The following is a 15190-nucleotide window of genomic DNA, read 5'->3' on the forward strand; positions in this document are numbered from 1 at the left end:
ATAGGGCCTATAGGACGGGGATAGGGCCTATAGGACGGGGGGGAATGGTTGGGGCAGAGGTTTTTTCGCTGCCCTTTTTTAGTCTATCGGGAAGTCGAAGTAGGTGTCGGGGAAGGGCTCGTTCTTCAGGGTGAAGTGCCACCATTCCTTGTCGTAGTTGACGAACCCCTGTCTTTCCATGAGGGTCTTGAGGAGGAGCCTGTTCGCGCGCTGAACGGGACCGACGGACCTGTTCGCCGTGTTGGCAAGGGTGTGGAAACAGTCGAAGCCGGTGCCCATGTCGATGGAATTATCACGGAACCGTTCGGAAGCGGGGAGGTAGCAGGCGAAGAGTTCCTGTCCCGGGTCGTACTCTTGCTGCTCGGGGACAGGCATGGGTACTATGGTCAGGTCGACGGTGCTTCCCCGGGAATGGCCGGATCTCTCGGCTATGTAGCCGTCCTCGAAGAGGCGGCTCTTATCGACGGTGGGATAGAACTCCTTCCTTGTCCGTGTGTCGCCGATGTCCTTCGCCCACCTGACGAAGTGACTGACCGCCCTCTGCGGCCTGTAGCAGTCGTAGATCTTGAGGGAAAGGGAGAATCCCTCGAGGTCCTCCTGGACGCGCTTCAAGGCGCCGGCAGCTTCCCTGGTGAGAAGACACTTCGGGGCGTTGTAGCCGTCGATGCGTTCCCCGACAAAGTTGTGAGGGCTGAAATAACGTATGTCCATGATGACAGAGGGGATATGCTCCCTGACGTCGACGAAGCGGTCTCGCGCGTCATCGCCGGCAACGGCGGCAAGAGGAAGGACGAGCAGCAGGGCGAGGCCTGCGAGGATGAAAAAGGATTGTCTTACAGTCACGCGCTTGTACATGCCGGCGGACCCTCCTGAATTTTTCTAACACGTTATCAGAACCTGTACGACTTTGCAACAGCACGGGTTAAGGAAAGTTCAAGAGTTCAAGGGTTCAAGGGTTCCAAGTAAAAAACAAAAGGAAAAAGGGCGACGCAACCATGCACGTGTCCCTTTTTTGCCTTTCATTCTTGAACTTGGAACTTGGAACCTGGAACCTGGAACGGTTTTTCTACGCTGCTTCCGGTGATATGAGTTGCGTGGCGCGAGCGGTGCCCTTGAGTTCGTCCATGACGTCGCGCACGGTGCTGATGCGGTCGACGCGGTAGCCGTTCGCGCCCACCGTGTAAAGCTGTTCCTCGACGTCAGTGTTATAGCCCCCGGAACTGAGGAGTCCGTTGCAGATGCAGAAACAGCTCCCGGTGTCTTCCTGCGCCCTGCACAGGGCGTACCTGCCTTCCCTGTCCTTCGTCATGATGTAGCCCTTGTCGCAGCGGGGCTTTCTTTTGTTGGCGAGGGCCGAAATGAACATGGGAGATTCCTTGATCACCATGAAGGGCATTCCGCATGGGGAGCCCGGCGTGGAGGCGACGATGATGTCCCTCGGGCCGGCGTTGACGACGGCACGCTTGTAAGACTCCGTGGCGCTGCTCTCAACGGTGGCGAGGAAGCGCGTTCCCATCTGCACCCCATCGGCGCCCATGGCCATGAACCGTGAAATGTCGTCGTGATCGTAGATACCGCCGGCAACGATCACGGGGAAATCCCCATGCCGCGAAGCGAAGTCCTTGACGGGCGGGAAGAGGTTCTCCAACCTGTTGGATTCGAGGCCAAGGTCCTCCACTTTGAAACCCAGGTGTCCCCCGGCGAGGGGACCCTCCAGCACCACCGCGTCGGGCTGGTATCCCAGGCGTTCCCATTTCCTGCAGATGAGCTGAAGCGCTCTCACCGAGGAGACGATCGGGACGAGAGCAGTATCCTTCGGGCTTGCGATGCCCGGAAGGGCGAGCGGTAGCCCTCCTCCGGAGATGATGACGTCCACCTTCGCGTCGATGGCCGCCTTTACGGTAACATCGTAGTCCCTGGCGATGGCGACCATGACATTGATGCCCGACACTCCTCCCTTTTCCCGCGCCAGGCAGACCTCCTCGTAGACAGCTTCATAGGTGCTGTACACCTTGTTGTTGCGTTTTCCCAGGAGCCTGTCGAGGCAGGCGCTGGAAACGATCCCGATGCCGCCTTCGGCGGCAACGGCGCTTGCGAGCGGCGACAGGGACACGCCGATCCCCATACCTCCCTGGATAACGGGCACCCGTGCAGTTTTTCCCTTGATGGTGAGTTCTGGCAGCATCATTCCTCTGTGCCGTGAATCAATTTTATGACGGATTGTTGAAGCTGAGAGAAGAGAAATAAAAATGAAAACACGACCGCACAATATAGCATGTTTTTCCGTCAATTACAAAATAATAGATGAAAAGGAAGAGGCGGGCAACAGATGAAAAGGAAGAGGCGGGTGATAGGTGATGGGTCATGGGTTATGGGAAAGGACACTTCCTATCACCTATCACCCCTCTTTATGATATAATGACGCGACCATGCATACCCGGATATCGGAAGATCGGAAGAGGAAGATCGAAGGGGAGGATGTTTCCCGGCAGGCTCTGGCCCTCGCCCTCAAGCGTGCCGAGGAGAAGGTGCGGCATCTCGCGGAAAGGGAGAAGCAGCACAAGCTCGCGCAGGGGGAACTGGAGAAAAGGACCCACGAGCTCAACGAAAGGATCAAGGAGCTCAACTGCCTTTACATCATATCCGCGATCGTGGAGCGAGGAGGAACCACCCTCGACGAGATCATGCAGAAGACAGTCGACATAGTGCCTGATGCCTGGCAGTATCCCGACATCGCCACATGCCGTATCGTGCTTGGCGACCGGGTCTTCGTGAGCCACGGTTTCAGGGAGACGCGGTGGAAACAATCCCAGCGGATCGTCGTTCACGGGAAGGATACCGGCCTCCTGGAGGTGTTCTACCGGGAAAGGAGAAAGACAGCTGACGAGGGGCCTTTCCTCAAGGAGGAAAGGAGTCTCATCGATGCCGTAGCGAAGCGCATCGGCGAGATCGTCGAGCGCATGCTGGGAGAAGAGGCCCTGAAAGAGAGCGAATCGAAGATGCGCGCTCTGCTCATGGCCATTCCCGACCTCATGTTCCAGCTCGATGTATCGGGGATCCTTCTCGGTCTTCACCCGGGTGATTTCACGGTCCTGAAGGGCATTGCCGAAAGGCTTGTCGGGCAAAGCGTGTATCTCGTATCCGACAGGGAGGAGATCCTTCCGCGAAGGCTTCTCGATCAGGTCATGGCCTGCGTGAGGCAGTCCATCTCGACAGGCAGGGCGCAGGTCTTCGAACAGCACCTTTCCCTCGGTGGGCAACCACGGGACTTCGAGGTCCGGATCGTCAGGTGCGGCCCCAACAAGGCACTGGGTATCGTGCGCGACACAACAAGGCGCAAGAGACTGGAAAGGGAGATCCTCGAGATCAGCGGGCGGGAACAGCGGAGAATTGGTCAGGACCTTCACGACAGCCTTTGCCAGCACCTCGCGGGCATCGGTTTCATGGGCAAGGTCCTGGAAAGAAAGACAGCCACCGGGCAGCCGATCAGGTCCGAAGATGTCGCCGAAATAGTGGATCTTCTCGATCAGGCGATAACCCTGACGAGGGGCTTCGCCCGGGGTTTGAACCCGGTCAGGCTCGAAGCGGACGGCCTCATGATGGCGCTCATAGAGCTGGCGTCGAATGTTGAGCGTTTTTTCGGGATCACCTGCACCTTTGAATACGATTCCCCGATCCTCATGAGCGACAACGCCGCCGCGACCCATCTCTACCGTATCGCCCAGGAGGCATTGAATAATGCCATAAAACATGGTAAGGCAGATAGTGTGACCATCGCCATGAGACAGGATGGCGAGAGTTATGTGCTGACCATCAGTGACAACGGGGTCGGCATGGACGGCGCGCAGAACCAGGGAAAGGGCATGGGGCTCAACATAATGCAGTACAGGGCTTCCATGATCGGGGCCGTCCTGGAGATAAAGGAGCCGAAGACCGGGGGATGTGTCATAAGCTGTACCTTTTCCGACAGGCCAGCGATCTGAGGATGGCGTCATGACCTGCGGGTCCTCAAGGTATCTTGATAACGGGAGGGGAGGATTTCCGTGACGAAACGAAGGATACTGATCGTCGATGATCATCCCATTCTGCGCAAGGGATTGACGCTTCTGATCAATCAGGAACCCGACCTTGTCGTGTGCGCCGAGGCGGAGAATGCCCAGATGGCCCTGGAATCGCTGGAAACGGTCGTTCCCGACATGGCGATCGTTGATATATCCCTGCCGGGCATTGACGGGATCGAGCTCATCAAGGAATTGCGCCTGCGCCAGAGGGACATACCGGTCCTCGTCGTTTCCATGCACGACGAGACCCTGTACGCCGAGCGTTCACTTCGTGCCGGGGCGCGCGGCTACATAATGAAACAGGAGGCCCTGGAAAAGGTGCTCGTGGCGATCAGAAAGGTCCTCGAGGGGGAGATCTTTGTCAGCGACCGCATCACGACGAAGATGCTCGAGAAGTTCGTCTCCGTCGAAGGGGTGAGCCAGGGCGCGTCACCGATAGACCTCCTGAGCAACCGCGAACTGACCGTTTTCAGGCTTATAGGACAGGGCAACAAGACGCGCCAGATAGCGGAAAAGCTTCATCTCAGCGTCAAGACGGTGGAATCCTACAGGGCGCATATCAAGGACAAACTAAAACTGGGGGACGGGACGGACCTCCTCAAGTACGCTATTCAATGGGTCCAGAGCAGTCCCTGAAGGAAGATGACAGCATAGACCCCGGGGCATCTTCGTCGCGGCCCTCATTTTCCCGCTTCGCCGGTAGAATTCTTTGCCAGCTTCCGCCATCTCCACGATCCAGCCAGCCCTTGAAAGTCAACACCATACAACTGCCATAGGGGAAACCCCCATGAGTTATATAGTATTTACCCCGATATCAAAAACATCTTTGCCCCGATTGCAAAACCTGCTTTTATCGGGTTTTATATACTAGTTTTTTCTCATACCATCAAAAGGAGAAAAGCGGAGATCATGAGAAAGAGACTTGTTTTCTTACAGCGAGGGAAAGCCGAAGACACAAAAGCCCTCGAAGACGCCCTCAAAGAGCACGGGTGGGACCTGGAGACCATTGTTCTTTCGAAAGATGAACCCCTGCCAAAGAGCCTCGAGAATATCGACGGCCTTCTCATCACGGGGAGCGATCTGAACGTGTATGATCACAGCGTGGCCCCCCTGGCAGTCTACTGAGGAACGTCTCGAAGAATAGATCTTTCTGATCTCGGGGAGACACGTCGCCGGATACGGGTGACGGCCCGCTGCCGGCTTGACGGCGGGATGGTTTGCGTGAGAACCCGGGGTGGGACCGGGAAAATACATTACGAAGGTGGAGGATTCCATTATGTCAGTAACACGTGAAATACTGGAGAAGATCAAAAAGCAGGACCCTCATGAATTCGAGTTCCATCAGGCGGCGGAAGAGGTCCTGGAGAGTCTTGAGCCCACGGTGAAGAAACACCCCGAGTTCGTAAAGGCAAAGATATACGAAAGGATCGTCGAGCCCGACCGCGTTGTCATGTTCAGGGTCCCCTGGCTGGACGACAAGGGAGAACTGCAGATCAACAGGGGGTACCGCATCCAGTACAACAATGCCATCGGTCCCTACAAGGGCGGCACGCGGTTCCACCCGTCCGTAAACCTGGGGATCCTCAAGTTCCTCGGATTCGAACAGATATTCAAGAACTCCCTCACGACGCTTGCCATGGGAGGTGCCAAGGGAGGCAGTGATTTTGATCCCAAGGGCAAATCGGACAACGAGGTGATGCGTTTCTGCCACGCCCACATGCTGGAGCTCTTCAGGCACATCGGTCCCGACATCGACGTGCCCGCCGGGGATATTGGCGTGGGAGGCCGCGAGATCGGCTACATGTATGGCATGTACAAGAAGATCATGAACGATCATACGGGGGTTCTCACCGGCAAGGGCCTGCCCTTCGGCGGCAGCCTCGTGAGGCCCGAGGCGACCGGGTACGGCTGCGTCTACTTCGCCGCAGAGATGCTTGCCACGAGGGGCCTCGATCTCAAGGGTAAAACGGTTGCCATCAGCGGTTCCGGGAACGTCGCCCAGTTCGCCGTGGAAAAAGTGAACCAGCTTGGCGGAAAGGTCATAACCCTGTGCGACTCCAGTTCCACGATCGTTGACGATGAGGGGATATCGGGCGACAAGTGCGGTTACGTGATGGACCTCAAGAACGTCCAGAGGGGCAGGATAAGCGAGTATGCCGACAAGTACGGCCACGCCGTGTGCTACATAGGCGAAAGCGTTTGGGACGTCATCAAGGACCAGGGTCTCAAGGTCGACATAGCGTTGCCATGCGCTACCCAGAACGAGATAGACGGCAGTCACGCGGAAGCGCTCGTGAAGAACGGCTGCGTCTGCGTCGCCGAAGGCTCAAATATGCCCTCGACGCCCGAGGCGGTCCGCGTCTTCCAGGACAACGGCCTGCTCTTCGGCCCCGGCAAGGCGGCGAACGCCGGCGGGGTCGCGACGTCGGGTCTCGAGATGTCTCAGAACAGCATGAGACTTTCCTGGACACGGGAAGAGGTCGATGCCAGGTTGCTCGGCATAATGAAAAGCATCCACAGATCGTGTCTCGATGCCGCTGAGGCGTACGGCAAGAAAGGGGACTATGTCTTCGGCGCCAACGTTGCCGGTTTCCTCAAGGTCGCGAACGCCATGCTCGCCTATGGCTACGTGTGATAGAAATTGGTCAGGGGAACGTTCTTACGTGGAACTGCGTGCGGAGGGAATGGGTAGATGAACAGGATAATGTTCTCCATTCTCTCCGTGCTTGACAGGGAAGGGGCCCCCCTGGGCTCCTCCGACATCGCCTCCCGTCTCGGCCGCCAGGGGACGGACCTGTCCGAGCGGACCATCAGGTACTACCTCAAGCGTCTCGACGAGGCCGGGTACACCGTGACGGACGGCAAGAAGGGCAGAAGGATAACGGCCGGCGGCCGCATGGAACTCAAACAGGGGTACGTGTCCGACCGGGTGGGTTTCATCATCAACAGGATAAACAACCTCTCCTTTCTGTCCGATTTCGGACCCGACAACGTGCGGGGCAAGGTGATACTCAATATCACCCTTGTCCCCGAGGAGAAGCTCGAGGCGGCCATGGAGGTGCTGGGCGTTGTGCTCAGGTCGCCCTACTCCATGAGTGACCGGGCGGTTGTCGTGAGGGCCGGCGAGCGCATCGGCACCGTCGAGGCACCCCCGGGGATGGTCGCCATAGGGACCATGTGCAGCATCACACTGAACGGGATGTTCCTCAAGCGCGGAATCCCCATAGCTACCAGGCTCGGGGGTCTCGTCGAGGTGGTGAACGGACGTCCTTTGCGGTTCACGTCGGTGATCAGCTATGAGGGGTCTTCCGTCCCTCCCCTCGAGATCCTCATGCGCAGCAGGATGAGCGACGTGCTCGGCGCCGTGGAGGGGGGATCGGGGCTCATCCTGGGGAGCTACCGGGAGATCCCGGAGAACAGTATCTCAGACGCAAGGAGCCTTCTCGATCGCATGACGCCCCATGGTTTCGGGGGCATCGTGCTCTTCGGAAGCAGAGGGGAGTCCCTGCTCGGCATCTCTCCCACGGACGGAAAGATCGGCCTCGTGGTACTGGGCGGGCTCAATGTGAACGCGGCCCTCGAGCAGGCCGGTGTTGGCAGGGGAAGCCAGGCAATGGCCACGCTCTGCGACTATCCTCTCCTGAGCTCGATAGAGGCCCTGGAAAGGGCCTATCTGCCGAGAAAAGAACAGACCTCCGTCTTCCTCAGGTATCTTTCCCGGACCCGTGAGGGAAGCGACGACGGTTACTGGTCCGTCTTGCGGGCGTTGAAGCAGACGACCTTCTGAGTCACGACGTCGGCGAGGAGCTTCATATCGTCTTCCGCGGTGTCGACGACGGTTACGATGCCTTCGTACCGGGCGCTCTCGGGTACGAGCATGGAAAGAAGGTTGTATTTCCTTTCCACGATCCTTCTGTTGAAGGACGACCCTTCCCTGTCGGGGAAGATCGCAACGTAGAATACCCCGGTTTCGACAAGGTCCTGAAAGAAATGAGTACCAAAGGAAAGCTCGGGCATCACGCTGCCGAGGCCCGTGCCGTGGGCCAATTCCACCAGGACAGCGATGTTGTTGATCTCCGAGAACCGCACCGGGACTCCCAGAGAGGGCGTGGTGGTTCCCCACCGTCCCGGGCCGGCAAGGATCGTGGGCATTTCTTCCTGACCGGGTATCTGCCTGTTTATCCTGCCAATGAGGCGCGCGATATCGTATTTCTCCGACAGGGTCAGGAGACTGTACCCATCGGGGTCGACCACTATGACCCGCTTGATCCCCTGCGTTGTGGTGCTTCCCATGAAGTTTCCCGATGACTGGAAAAGTATCCTGTCGGCGGGCACTTTGCGCGGGATCCTGACCCTCTTGCCCTCGCCCTTTGTCTGAAGGGGCCTGCACTGGACGAGATTGATCTGGAAAGCGTCCCTCGCCGTAAAGTTTATGGTGAACTCGACGTCCACGGGATACTGGTAGCTCGATTCCAGGGTCTTGAGCATTTTCCGCATGATCGCCGGAAGGGGTGTCTCGGACATGAGCCTGTCAAAGGTCACGATCCATGACTCCCCGGCCTCGAGCCCGCGGGACCTCATGAACTCGGCCGCCTCGAGGTCCCGTGTCCCGATGAGTTCCCGGTCCGCTTTCATGTCGCCCGTGATGATGTCGGCGACGGGGATCGTCTCGAGGACGTTGGTCTCGACGTTGAGGACATCGCCGTTGTGCTGGGAATATTTCTTCATATCGCTCGGTCCGCTGTGAGGGCGGAGCAGCGGAAGATCAAGGGCGATGATGCCGGGATAGTCGTGCTCCACGCGGTTCACCGCCCGGGTGCCGAGGCCTGCCACGAGGCGAAGCATCCCTGCCTTCGGGTCCATGTCCCGCCTCCAGACGAAGGTGTTGTAGGATATCCCGACACCGGCGAGATCGGGGTAGAAATAGCGGTTGCGGTAGGACCCGGAGACCCTCTGGACGAGGAGCGCCATCTGCTCGTCATTCCTGTCGAGGCCCCTCTGGAGGCGGTAGGCCAGTGCGTCCTCGTTCATGGTGCTGGCATACACACGCCTCACATGCTCGCCGAACTGCTTGTAGCGCTCCTCGGGGGTGCCCTGGTTGACGCAGAAAATACTCTCGTACTTGCCGGCGAAGGCATTGCCGAAGGCGTCTTCGAGAAGGCTGCTCGACCGTATGATGATGGGCGACTGCCCGAAGTACTCGATGAGGCGCCAGAACTGTTCCTCGATCTCTTCGGGGAAAGAGCCCTCGAGCATGGATTCCCTGAGGGTCTTCGCGACCTCGAAATACCCGTCCCGGGTCTTCTGTTCCATGCGCAGTTTCCACCACCCGTTCTCGACGAGATAGGTGTAAAAGACATCGGAACCGATGAAGAATGAGTCATGGGGTTCGAGGATGTGCTGCCAGTCAAAGGACGTATCGCCGGAGAGGATCTTCCTGGCGAGGAGCATGCCGACAGTCTTCCCCCCGATATAGCCTGTCCCTATGAGACGTCCCTTGACGGCAAGAAGGTCCTCGAGGGTGAAGTACCTCTTTGCGAGGGCGAGTATCCTTTCCTCGCGGCCGATCATGATCCTGCACAACTGGTCGAGGACCATTTCTTCCTCGTCCGTGCTCACCTTTTCTTTCAGGAGGTCGGCGACGCGGATGAAGAACCTGTCCCAGTGGTCAAGATTCCTCTTCGCAAGGTCTGTTCCCTTACCCGAGATCCGCGTGAGCAGCCGGCCTGTGTCGACGCTGCTCGTCACCGGCAGGAAGCGGTCCTCGCTTCTGCGGTGGGGAAGGAACATCGTGGGCGAGTGCCGGCCGCGGACCTTCAGGGGATGCACGTAGATCTTGTCGTCGACATTATAGACGTCGATGAGTACCTGGGTCGTCTCGCGGATGCGTGCAACGGTCTTGAAGGAGTGGTTTTCCCTGAGCAGCGCGAAATAGGCTATCGTGTTGAGCTGATACAGGTAAGGACAGGCGATGGTGAAGAAATTGCCAATCATGAGGTCCGTGGCCCACGCGGAGAGGAGATCGGAGAGGGAATCGAATACGTAATGGACGTCGCGCCCTTCAGACGTGATGATGTTGTAGACCTCGCCGGTGAAGGATTCAAAGCCGCTGCGCGCGTCCAGGTTGTGTACCCGCACGCTCTCGTTGTTCTCTATGACGGGTCTGTGGCGGGCGAACCGCATGTAGACCACCTTCTTCCCGCTCCTGACCGACCGCTCCGCGAAGGGCCTCGCGAAGGACAGGTAGTCGTCGATAGAGTCAACCTGCCATACGACGTTGTCACCCGTTCTCAGCCCGTCGATGATCTCGTCGATGCCCGCGATGCCCGCGCTTTCCCGTGCAAGTATTCTGGCCATGCAATAACCCCGGCCTTTAATGCCGTATTCTCCTGACCCCTACTTCCCGCCCTTCGTGAAGGCTTCCCATTCTCCCCGGCCCTTCAAGACCTCCCTGAAGACCTCCAGCGCCTTGTTGACAAGCGGCATCCCGCCGTAAGGGGCAAGCTGGAAAAAGACCTCGGCGAGCTTCCGGGGATCACAGCCGACGTTGAGGGCGGCGTTCACGTGGAGCCTCAGTTCATCGGCCGCTCCCAGGGCGGCGAGCATGGCGCAGGCGGCCATCTGGCGCTCCGGAAGGGTGAGGACCGTCCGGGAATAGAGATTACCCGTTATGAACATGGAGAGGTCGTTGGCGAGGTCCTTGTCGAACTCCTTCCAGGTCAGGTAGGGCGGGTCGAGCTTCACCCCTCCCGTCCAGAGTCTCTTCGCTGTCTCCTGGGTTCTTTTCTTTATGTCATCGTTCACTGTCTTCCTCCGCTTTTTCAAGGTTCTATCACGCATCTTTCCCCGGCGTCAAGGCCGGAAGACCTGTATTTTTTTCCCCGGAATATGGTACTATAGGCTCGATAATCTCGACAGAGGAGGAACTTGATGAGGCGATCATTTCTCTGCGGTGTCATCGCGCTGGCGATGATGATGCTTACGGGTTGCGGCTACAACACGATACAGCAGAACGACGAGGCCGTGAAGGCGGCATGGGGTGACGTCGAGGCCTCATACCAGAGGCGCAACGACCTGGTGCCGAACCTGGTGGAGACCGTGAAGGCTTACGCGAAGCACGAGAGCGAGACCCTTCGGGCCGTGACCGAGGCCAGGGCCAGGGTGGGAAGCGTTCAGATATCGAAGGACATGATCGGCAATCCCCAGGCCATGGCCCAGTATCAGCAGGCACAGTCGTCGATGGGCGGGGCCCTGTCGCGGCTCCTTCTCGTTGCCGAGAACTATCCAGATCTCAAGGCCAGCCAGAATTTCCGCGACCTTCAGAACCAGCTGGAGGGCACAGAGAACAGGATAAACGTGGCCCGCACACGGTACAACAAGGCGGTGCAGACATTCAACACCTCCATCCGGGTCTTCCCGAACAACCTGACGAACATGTTCATTCTCAAGCTTGCCCAGAAGGAACCCTTCAAGGCGGAAGCGGGGGCGGAGAAGGCGCCGAAGGTGAAGTTCTGACCCTTAAGGGACGGCCGGGACGATGAAAGAGTCTCCTGCAGGCAACGACAGGCACGGAAGAAGCGCGCGGGAAGGCCTCCTCCGGGGCCTTGTCGTACCCCTGGTATTTTGTTTTGTCGCTTTTTGGGCCACCTGCATCCAGGCGCTGGAGGTGCCTGCCCTGAAAGGGCGTGTGAACGATCATGCCGGGATGATGTCGCCGGGTGTCCGCGCTCAACTGGAAAGGGAACTTGAGGACTTCGAGAGGTCGGACTCCACGCAGATCGTCATCCTCACCATCGATTCCCTGGAGGGGGAGAGCCTGGAAGAGTTCTCCATGAAAGTGGCCGAGACGTGGAAGATCGGCCAGAAGGGCAAAGACAACGGTGCCATCCTCCTCGTTGCGAAGAAAGACCGCAAGACGCGCATCGAGGTGGGCCGCGGCCTCGAGGGAAAGCTTACAGACCTGACGGCAGGACGCATCGTTCAGCTCGTCATCAACCCGCAGTTCAAGAGGGGCGATTTTGACGGCGGTTTTTCCTCGGGTGTCCGCGCCATGATAGATGCGACGCGTGGCGAGTTCAAGGCCGACGCGGGAAGACCCCGGTCGGTTCAGAGGGGCGGCCTGGGATCGGCGCTGCCCTTTCTCGTCTTCGGCGCCATCTTCCTTCTCGTGCTGGGAAGGATCTCACGCATCCTGGGCGGCGGCGCCGGGCTGATAGGTTTCTCTGCCATGGGGTTCCTGCTGGGGTTCTCTCTTGTGACGGTGGTGCTCCTCGGTGTCCTCGGTCTTGTGCTCGGCATTTTCCTTCCCTTTCTTTTCGGGGGACCCTTCCGGGGCGGGGGAGGCTTCGGTCCCGGTGGATACTGGACGGGTGGTGGATCTTCGGGCGGAGGAGGTTTTGACATCGGCGGTGGCTTCTCGGGCGGCGGGGGAGATTTCGGCGGCGGCGGCGCGTCGGGGGACTGGTGATGAAGAAGGCCCTCAATTTCTTTACTCATGCGGAGAAGGAAAGGATCCGCGAGGCAACGTCGCTCGCGGAATCGAAGACCCTGGGCGAGATAGCCGTCATGGTTGTTGATGCTTCGAGCCGTTACCGCGAGGCCGAAGTGCTCGGCGCCGTCACCTTCGGGAACGTTGCCGCCTTCCTCATCGCCGAGTTCTTTCTCCACGGGTCCCTCTTGTGGTACATCCCTCTCACCTTCGTCTTCTTCCCTCCCTTTTGGTTCATGATGAAGAGAACGCCTTACCTCAAGGCGCTTTTCAGCGGTACGGGACGCCGCGAAAGGGCCGTACGGGACAGGGCAGTCAGGGCTTTCTACGAGAAGGGCCTCTACCGGACAAAGGGTAACACGGGGGTTCTTTTCTTTATCTCTCTCCTCGAGAGGAAGGTGTGGATCCTCGCCGACAAAGGTATCCATGAGAAGATCACCCAGGCGAAGCTCAATGCCCTGGCACGGACGGTTTCCGGCGGGATACGGCAGGGAAATGCGGCTGACGCCCTCGCCCGGGCAATAGGCGAGGCGGGCAGGCTCCTCGAGGAACACTTCCCCACCGTGAAAGACGACACCAACGAACTGACCGACGAAGTGATCACGACTGACGGAGACGCGGTGTAAAGGCGCCCGCCAGGCGTTTTATGCGTCCTATATGTCCTATAGGTCCCAGTCTTATCCGTCCCATATGTCCTATTGGTCCTATGTGTTTTATAATAGGACCTATAGGAGGGATAGGACCAATGGGACATATAGGACATATGGGACATATAGGACGGATAGGACCTATAGGACGCGCGGGATGATGGGACGTGTTGGGGTTGGTTGGGGTTGGCGGGATGTTTTTAAGGAGTTGTGATGGGTGAGATGGACATTTACCTCCGGTCCACGGAGATCATAGACAGTGACAATGGTCGTATCCGGGAGACGGCGCGGAGGCTTACCGCGGGGTTGACGGAGGAAGGCCCGAGGGCGCGGGCGCTCTTCTACTTCGTGCGCGACGAGATCCATTATAATGTTTACATGCTTTCGACGTTCAGGGAAGATTTCAAGGCGAGCGTGACTCTGGAGAGGGGCAAAGGCTATTGCGTCCAGAAAGCCGTCCTTCTTGCCGCTCTCGCCCGTGCCGCGGGTATTCCATCCCGGCTTGCCTTCGCGAGGATCGTGAACCACAAGATGCCCGCGGAGCTGAAGGCCCAGACGGGGATAAAGGAATTTCCCAGTCACGGGTACACCCAGCTTTTTGTGAAGGGGAGATGGATGAGCGTTACCCCCGCGTTCGACAGGGCTTTGTGCGAAAGGATCGGGGTGCCTTCCTGCGATTTTGACGGGGAGCACGATGCCGTCCTCGCCCCCGTGGACCTTGCCGGCAACCCTTACGTGGAATACGTCGAGAAGTACGAGCCTCATGCCGACCTTCCCTTTGAGTGGCTTCACGGCAAGATCTTTCCCATCTGGGGCAGGAAACGCCCCTGGGCCGAAGCTGATGCCTCAAGGGGCCACGTCATGCCATTGTCGGGATACCGGTTCCCGTGATGGAGGTTCGCGTGAAACCGAAGAGCGGTTACTGCATCGGTTGCACCAACAAACACGGCTGCAAATCCAGGACACCTCCCTGCATCGACGAGATGACATCCTGTAACGTCAGTTCCGACTCGGGGAAGCAGTACCTCATAGATCGCCACAAGGTGGAACTGTGCAGGGATTGCCCTTTTCTGCGCTCCTGCTGGACGATGGAGGAGTACAAGAAAGTGCTGTCCCGGGTTTGAGGCCGCTTTCCGACAGAGGGTCCTCAGGCGGCACTGGGCACAATGCGGACCTCGACGCGCCGGTTCTGCTGGCGTCCGCCTTCTGTCCCGTTGCTTGCTATGGGTCTCATCTCACCGTAGCCGATGGTGGTCAGGCGAGATCCGTTGACACCCATTCCAACAAGAGCGTTCTTAACCGCGTCCGCTCGCCGCTCGGAGAGTTTCTGGTTATACTCTGCCGAACCGCTGCTGTCAGTGTGCCCGGCAACCTGGATGTTTGTTTCGGGGTATTGCCTGAGCACGTTGGCCACCCGCTGCAGTTCGCTCTGGGCGCCGGGAAGCAGGGTTGAAGAATTGACCGCGAAAAGGTAATCGGATCTAAAGGTAACGGTGAGTACGTCAACGGAGTCTTTCCGTGCTCCCGCGACGATTTCCTGTTCGCGCCGCATGGTGGCGGCCTCCGAATCCGCGATGGCCTGGCGCATGGATCGTTCCTGATCGTCCATATACTTGCCTATGGCGGCCCCCGCCAGACCCCCGACAACGGCGCCGATGCCTGCGCCGATAAGAGTCGAGGAGGTGTCGCGTCCAATAGCCTGACCGGCCCCCGCCCCGACCGCCGCGCCGACACCGGCGCCAACAGCGGCACCTGTTCCTGTTTTTGTCGCGCAGCCGGCAAGTGCGACACCGATAACAACCATAAGGATCATCAATTTTCTCATTCTATCACCCCCGTCATGTCGATCGTCGACCTCTATGGACAGTCTACGACGAATCCGATCCTTGTCAATGGGATTCTGTGCCGGTTGCCTGTGGATGATGAGACACGAAAAGGACCACGGGGAGTTGGGAATGATCTTCGAGAGATCGGGAGATCGGGAAGATGGAGAA

The 15190-nt window shown here is 58.5% G+C and carries 15 protein-coding genes; 10 read left to right on the forward strand and 5 right to left on the reverse strand.

Annotation, left to right across the window (positions count from 1 at the left end):
• Window positions 1-78: 78 nt before the first annotated feature.
• Together GXX82_14595 and GXX82_14600 are read right to left on the reverse strand one after the other, a co-directional pair.
• On the reverse strand, window positions 79-855 hold the full coding sequence (locus tag GXX82_14595; protein NLT24266.1) for a M15 family metallopeptidase: 777 nt from the start codon (window positions 853-855) through the stop codon (window positions 79-81).
• Window positions 856-1066: 211 nt separating this feature from the next.
• Entirely contained in the window at window positions 1067-2188 is a 1122-nt protein-coding gene (locus tag GXX82_14600; GenBank protein ID NLT24267.1) for a nitronate monooxygenase, read from the reverse strand.
• 241 nt (window positions 2189-2429) lie between these two features.
• Here GXX82_14600 and GXX82_14605 point away from each other — a divergent pair, with 241 nt between their 5' ends.
• The 5 genes from GXX82_14605 to GXX82_14625 all read left to right on the forward strand — a co-directional run bounded on the left by GXX82_14605 (window position 2430) and on the right by GXX82_14625 (window position 7848).
• Complete coding sequence (locus GXX82_14605; GenBank protein NLT24268.1) at window positions 2430-3983, forward strand: hypothetical protein; 1554 nt, start codon at window positions 2430-2432, stop codon at window positions 3981-3983.
• A 60-nt stretch (window positions 3984-4043) separates the two neighbouring features.
• Complete coding sequence (locus GXX82_14610) at window positions 4044-4697, forward strand: response regulator transcription factor (protein NLT24269.1); 654 nt, start codon at window positions 4044-4046, stop codon at window positions 4695-4697.
• Between the two features lie 273 nt (window positions 4698-4970).
• Window positions 4971-5186, forward strand: coding sequence for a hypothetical protein (locus tag GXX82_14615; GenBank protein NLT24270.1), 216 nt, complete (start codon window positions 4971-4973; stop codon window positions 5184-5186).
• A 151-nt stretch (window positions 5187-5337) separates the two neighbouring features.
• On the forward strand, window positions 5338-6696 hold the full coding sequence (gdhA, locus tag GXX82_14620) for an NADP-specific glutamate dehydrogenase (GenBank protein ID NLT24271.1): 1359 nt from the start codon (window positions 5338-5340) through the stop codon (window positions 6694-6696).
• 57 nt (window positions 6697-6753) lie between these two features.
• Entirely contained in the window at window positions 6754-7848 is a 1095-nt protein-coding gene (locus GXX82_14625; protein NLT24272.1) for a DUF128 domain-containing protein, read from the forward strand.
• On the opposite strand, the gene GXX82_14630 is transcribed toward GXX82_14625, so the two are convergent.
• On the reverse strand, window positions 7806-10418 hold the full coding sequence (locus GXX82_14630; GenBank protein ID NLT24273.1) for a phosphoenolpyruvate synthase: 2613 nt from the start codon (window positions 10416-10418) through the stop codon (window positions 7806-7808). The genes GXX82_14625 and GXX82_14630 overlap by 43 nt on opposite strands.
• A gap of 39 nt (window positions 10419-10457) precedes the next feature.
• Entirely contained in the window at window positions 10458-10865 is a 408-nt protein-coding gene (locus tag GXX82_14635) for a carboxymuconolactone decarboxylase family protein (protein NLT24274.1), read from the reverse strand.
• 126 nt (window positions 10866-10991) lie between these two features.
• Between GXX82_14635 and GXX82_14640 the strand changes: the two genes are divergently transcribed.
• From GXX82_14640 to GXX82_14660, 5 genes are all read left to right on the forward strand, one after another.
• Entirely contained in the window at window positions 10992-11576 is a 585-nt protein-coding gene (locus GXX82_14640; GenBank protein ID NLT24275.1) for a LemA family protein, read from the forward strand.
• 22 nt (window positions 11577-11598) lie between these two features.
• Complete coding sequence (locus GXX82_14645) at window positions 11599-12528, forward strand: TPM domain-containing protein (GenBank protein ID NLT24276.1); 930 nt, start codon at window positions 11599-11601, stop codon at window positions 12526-12528.
• Entirely contained in the window at window positions 12528-13175 is a 648-nt protein-coding gene (locus tag GXX82_14650; protein NLT24277.1) for a hypothetical protein, read from the forward strand. The genes GXX82_14645 and GXX82_14650 overlap by 1 nt, the downstream gene beginning before the upstream one ends.
• A 234-nt stretch (window positions 13176-13409) precedes the next feature.
• The gene (locus tag GXX82_14655; protein ID NLT24278.1) at window positions 13410-14087 is read left to right on the forward strand and encodes a transglutaminase family protein; all 678 of its coding nucleotides are present in this window, start codon (window positions 13410-13412) and stop codon (window positions 14085-14087) included.
• 11 nt (window positions 14088-14098) lie between these two features.
• A complete protein-coding gene (locus GXX82_14660; GenBank protein ID NLT24279.1) occupies window positions 14099-14320 on the forward strand; it encodes a hypothetical protein in 222 nt (73 codons plus the stop codon).
• A 23-nt stretch (window positions 14321-14343) separates the two neighbouring features.
• On the opposite strand, the gene GXX82_14665 is transcribed toward GXX82_14660, so the two are convergent.
• Entirely contained in the window at window positions 14344-15021 is a 678-nt protein-coding gene (locus GXX82_14665; GenBank protein ID NLT24280.1) for an OmpA family protein, read from the reverse strand.
• Window positions 15022-15190 lie beyond the last annotated feature (169 nt).

This window comes from Syntrophorhabdus sp., from assembly GCA_012719415.1.
In the GTDB taxonomy this organism is placed as follows: Bacteria; Desulfobacterota; Syntrophorhabdia; order Syntrophorhabdales; family Syntrophorhabdaceae; genus Delta-02.

Excerpts from the sequence above, each read along its gene's own strand:
- GXX82_14595 (NLT24266.1), bottom strand. The coding sequence starts at position 855 with ATGTACAAGCGCGTGACTGTAAGACAATCCTTTTTCATCCTCGCAGGC.
- GXX82_14600 (NLT24267.1), bottom strand. The coding sequence starts at position 2,188 with ATGATGCTGCCAGAACTCACCATCAAGGGAAAAACTGCACGGGTGCCC.
- GXX82_14605 (NLT24268.1), top strand. The coding sequence starts at position 2,430 with ATGCATACCCGGATATCGGAAGATCGGAAGAGGAAGATCGAAGGGGAG.
- GXX82_14615 (NLT24270.1), top strand. The coding sequence starts at position 4,971 with ATGAGAAAGAGACTTGTTTTCTTACAGCGAGGGAAAGCCGAAGACACA.
- gdhA (NLT24271.1), top strand. The coding sequence starts at position 5,338 with ATGTCAGTAACACGTGAAATACTGGAGAAGATCAAAAAGCAGGACCCT.
- GXX82_14625 (NLT24272.1), top strand. The coding sequence starts at position 6,754 with ATGAACAGGATAATGTTCTCCATTCTCTCCGTGCTTGACAGGGAAGGG.
- GXX82_14630 (NLT24273.1), bottom strand. The coding sequence starts at position 10,418 with ATGGCCAGAATACTTGCACGGGAAAGCGCGGGCATCGCGGGCATCGAC.
- GXX82_14640 (NLT24275.1), top strand. The coding sequence starts at position 10,992 with ATGAGGCGATCATTTCTCTGCGGTGTCATCGCGCTGGCGATGATGATG.
- GXX82_14645 (NLT24276.1), top strand. The coding sequence starts at position 11,599 with ATGAAAGAGTCTCCTGCAGGCAACGACAGGCACGGAAGAAGCGCGCGG.
- GXX82_14650 (NLT24277.1), top strand. The coding sequence starts at position 12,528 with ATGAAGAAGGCCCTCAATTTCTTTACTCATGCGGAGAAGGAAAGGATC.
- GXX82_14655 (NLT24278.1), top strand. The coding sequence starts at position 13,410 with ATGGGTGAGATGGACATTTACCTCCGGTCCACGGAGATCATAGACAGT.
- GXX82_14665 (NLT24280.1), bottom strand. The coding sequence starts at position 15,021 with ATGAGAAAATTGATGATCCTTATGGTTGTTATCGGTGTCGCACTTGCC.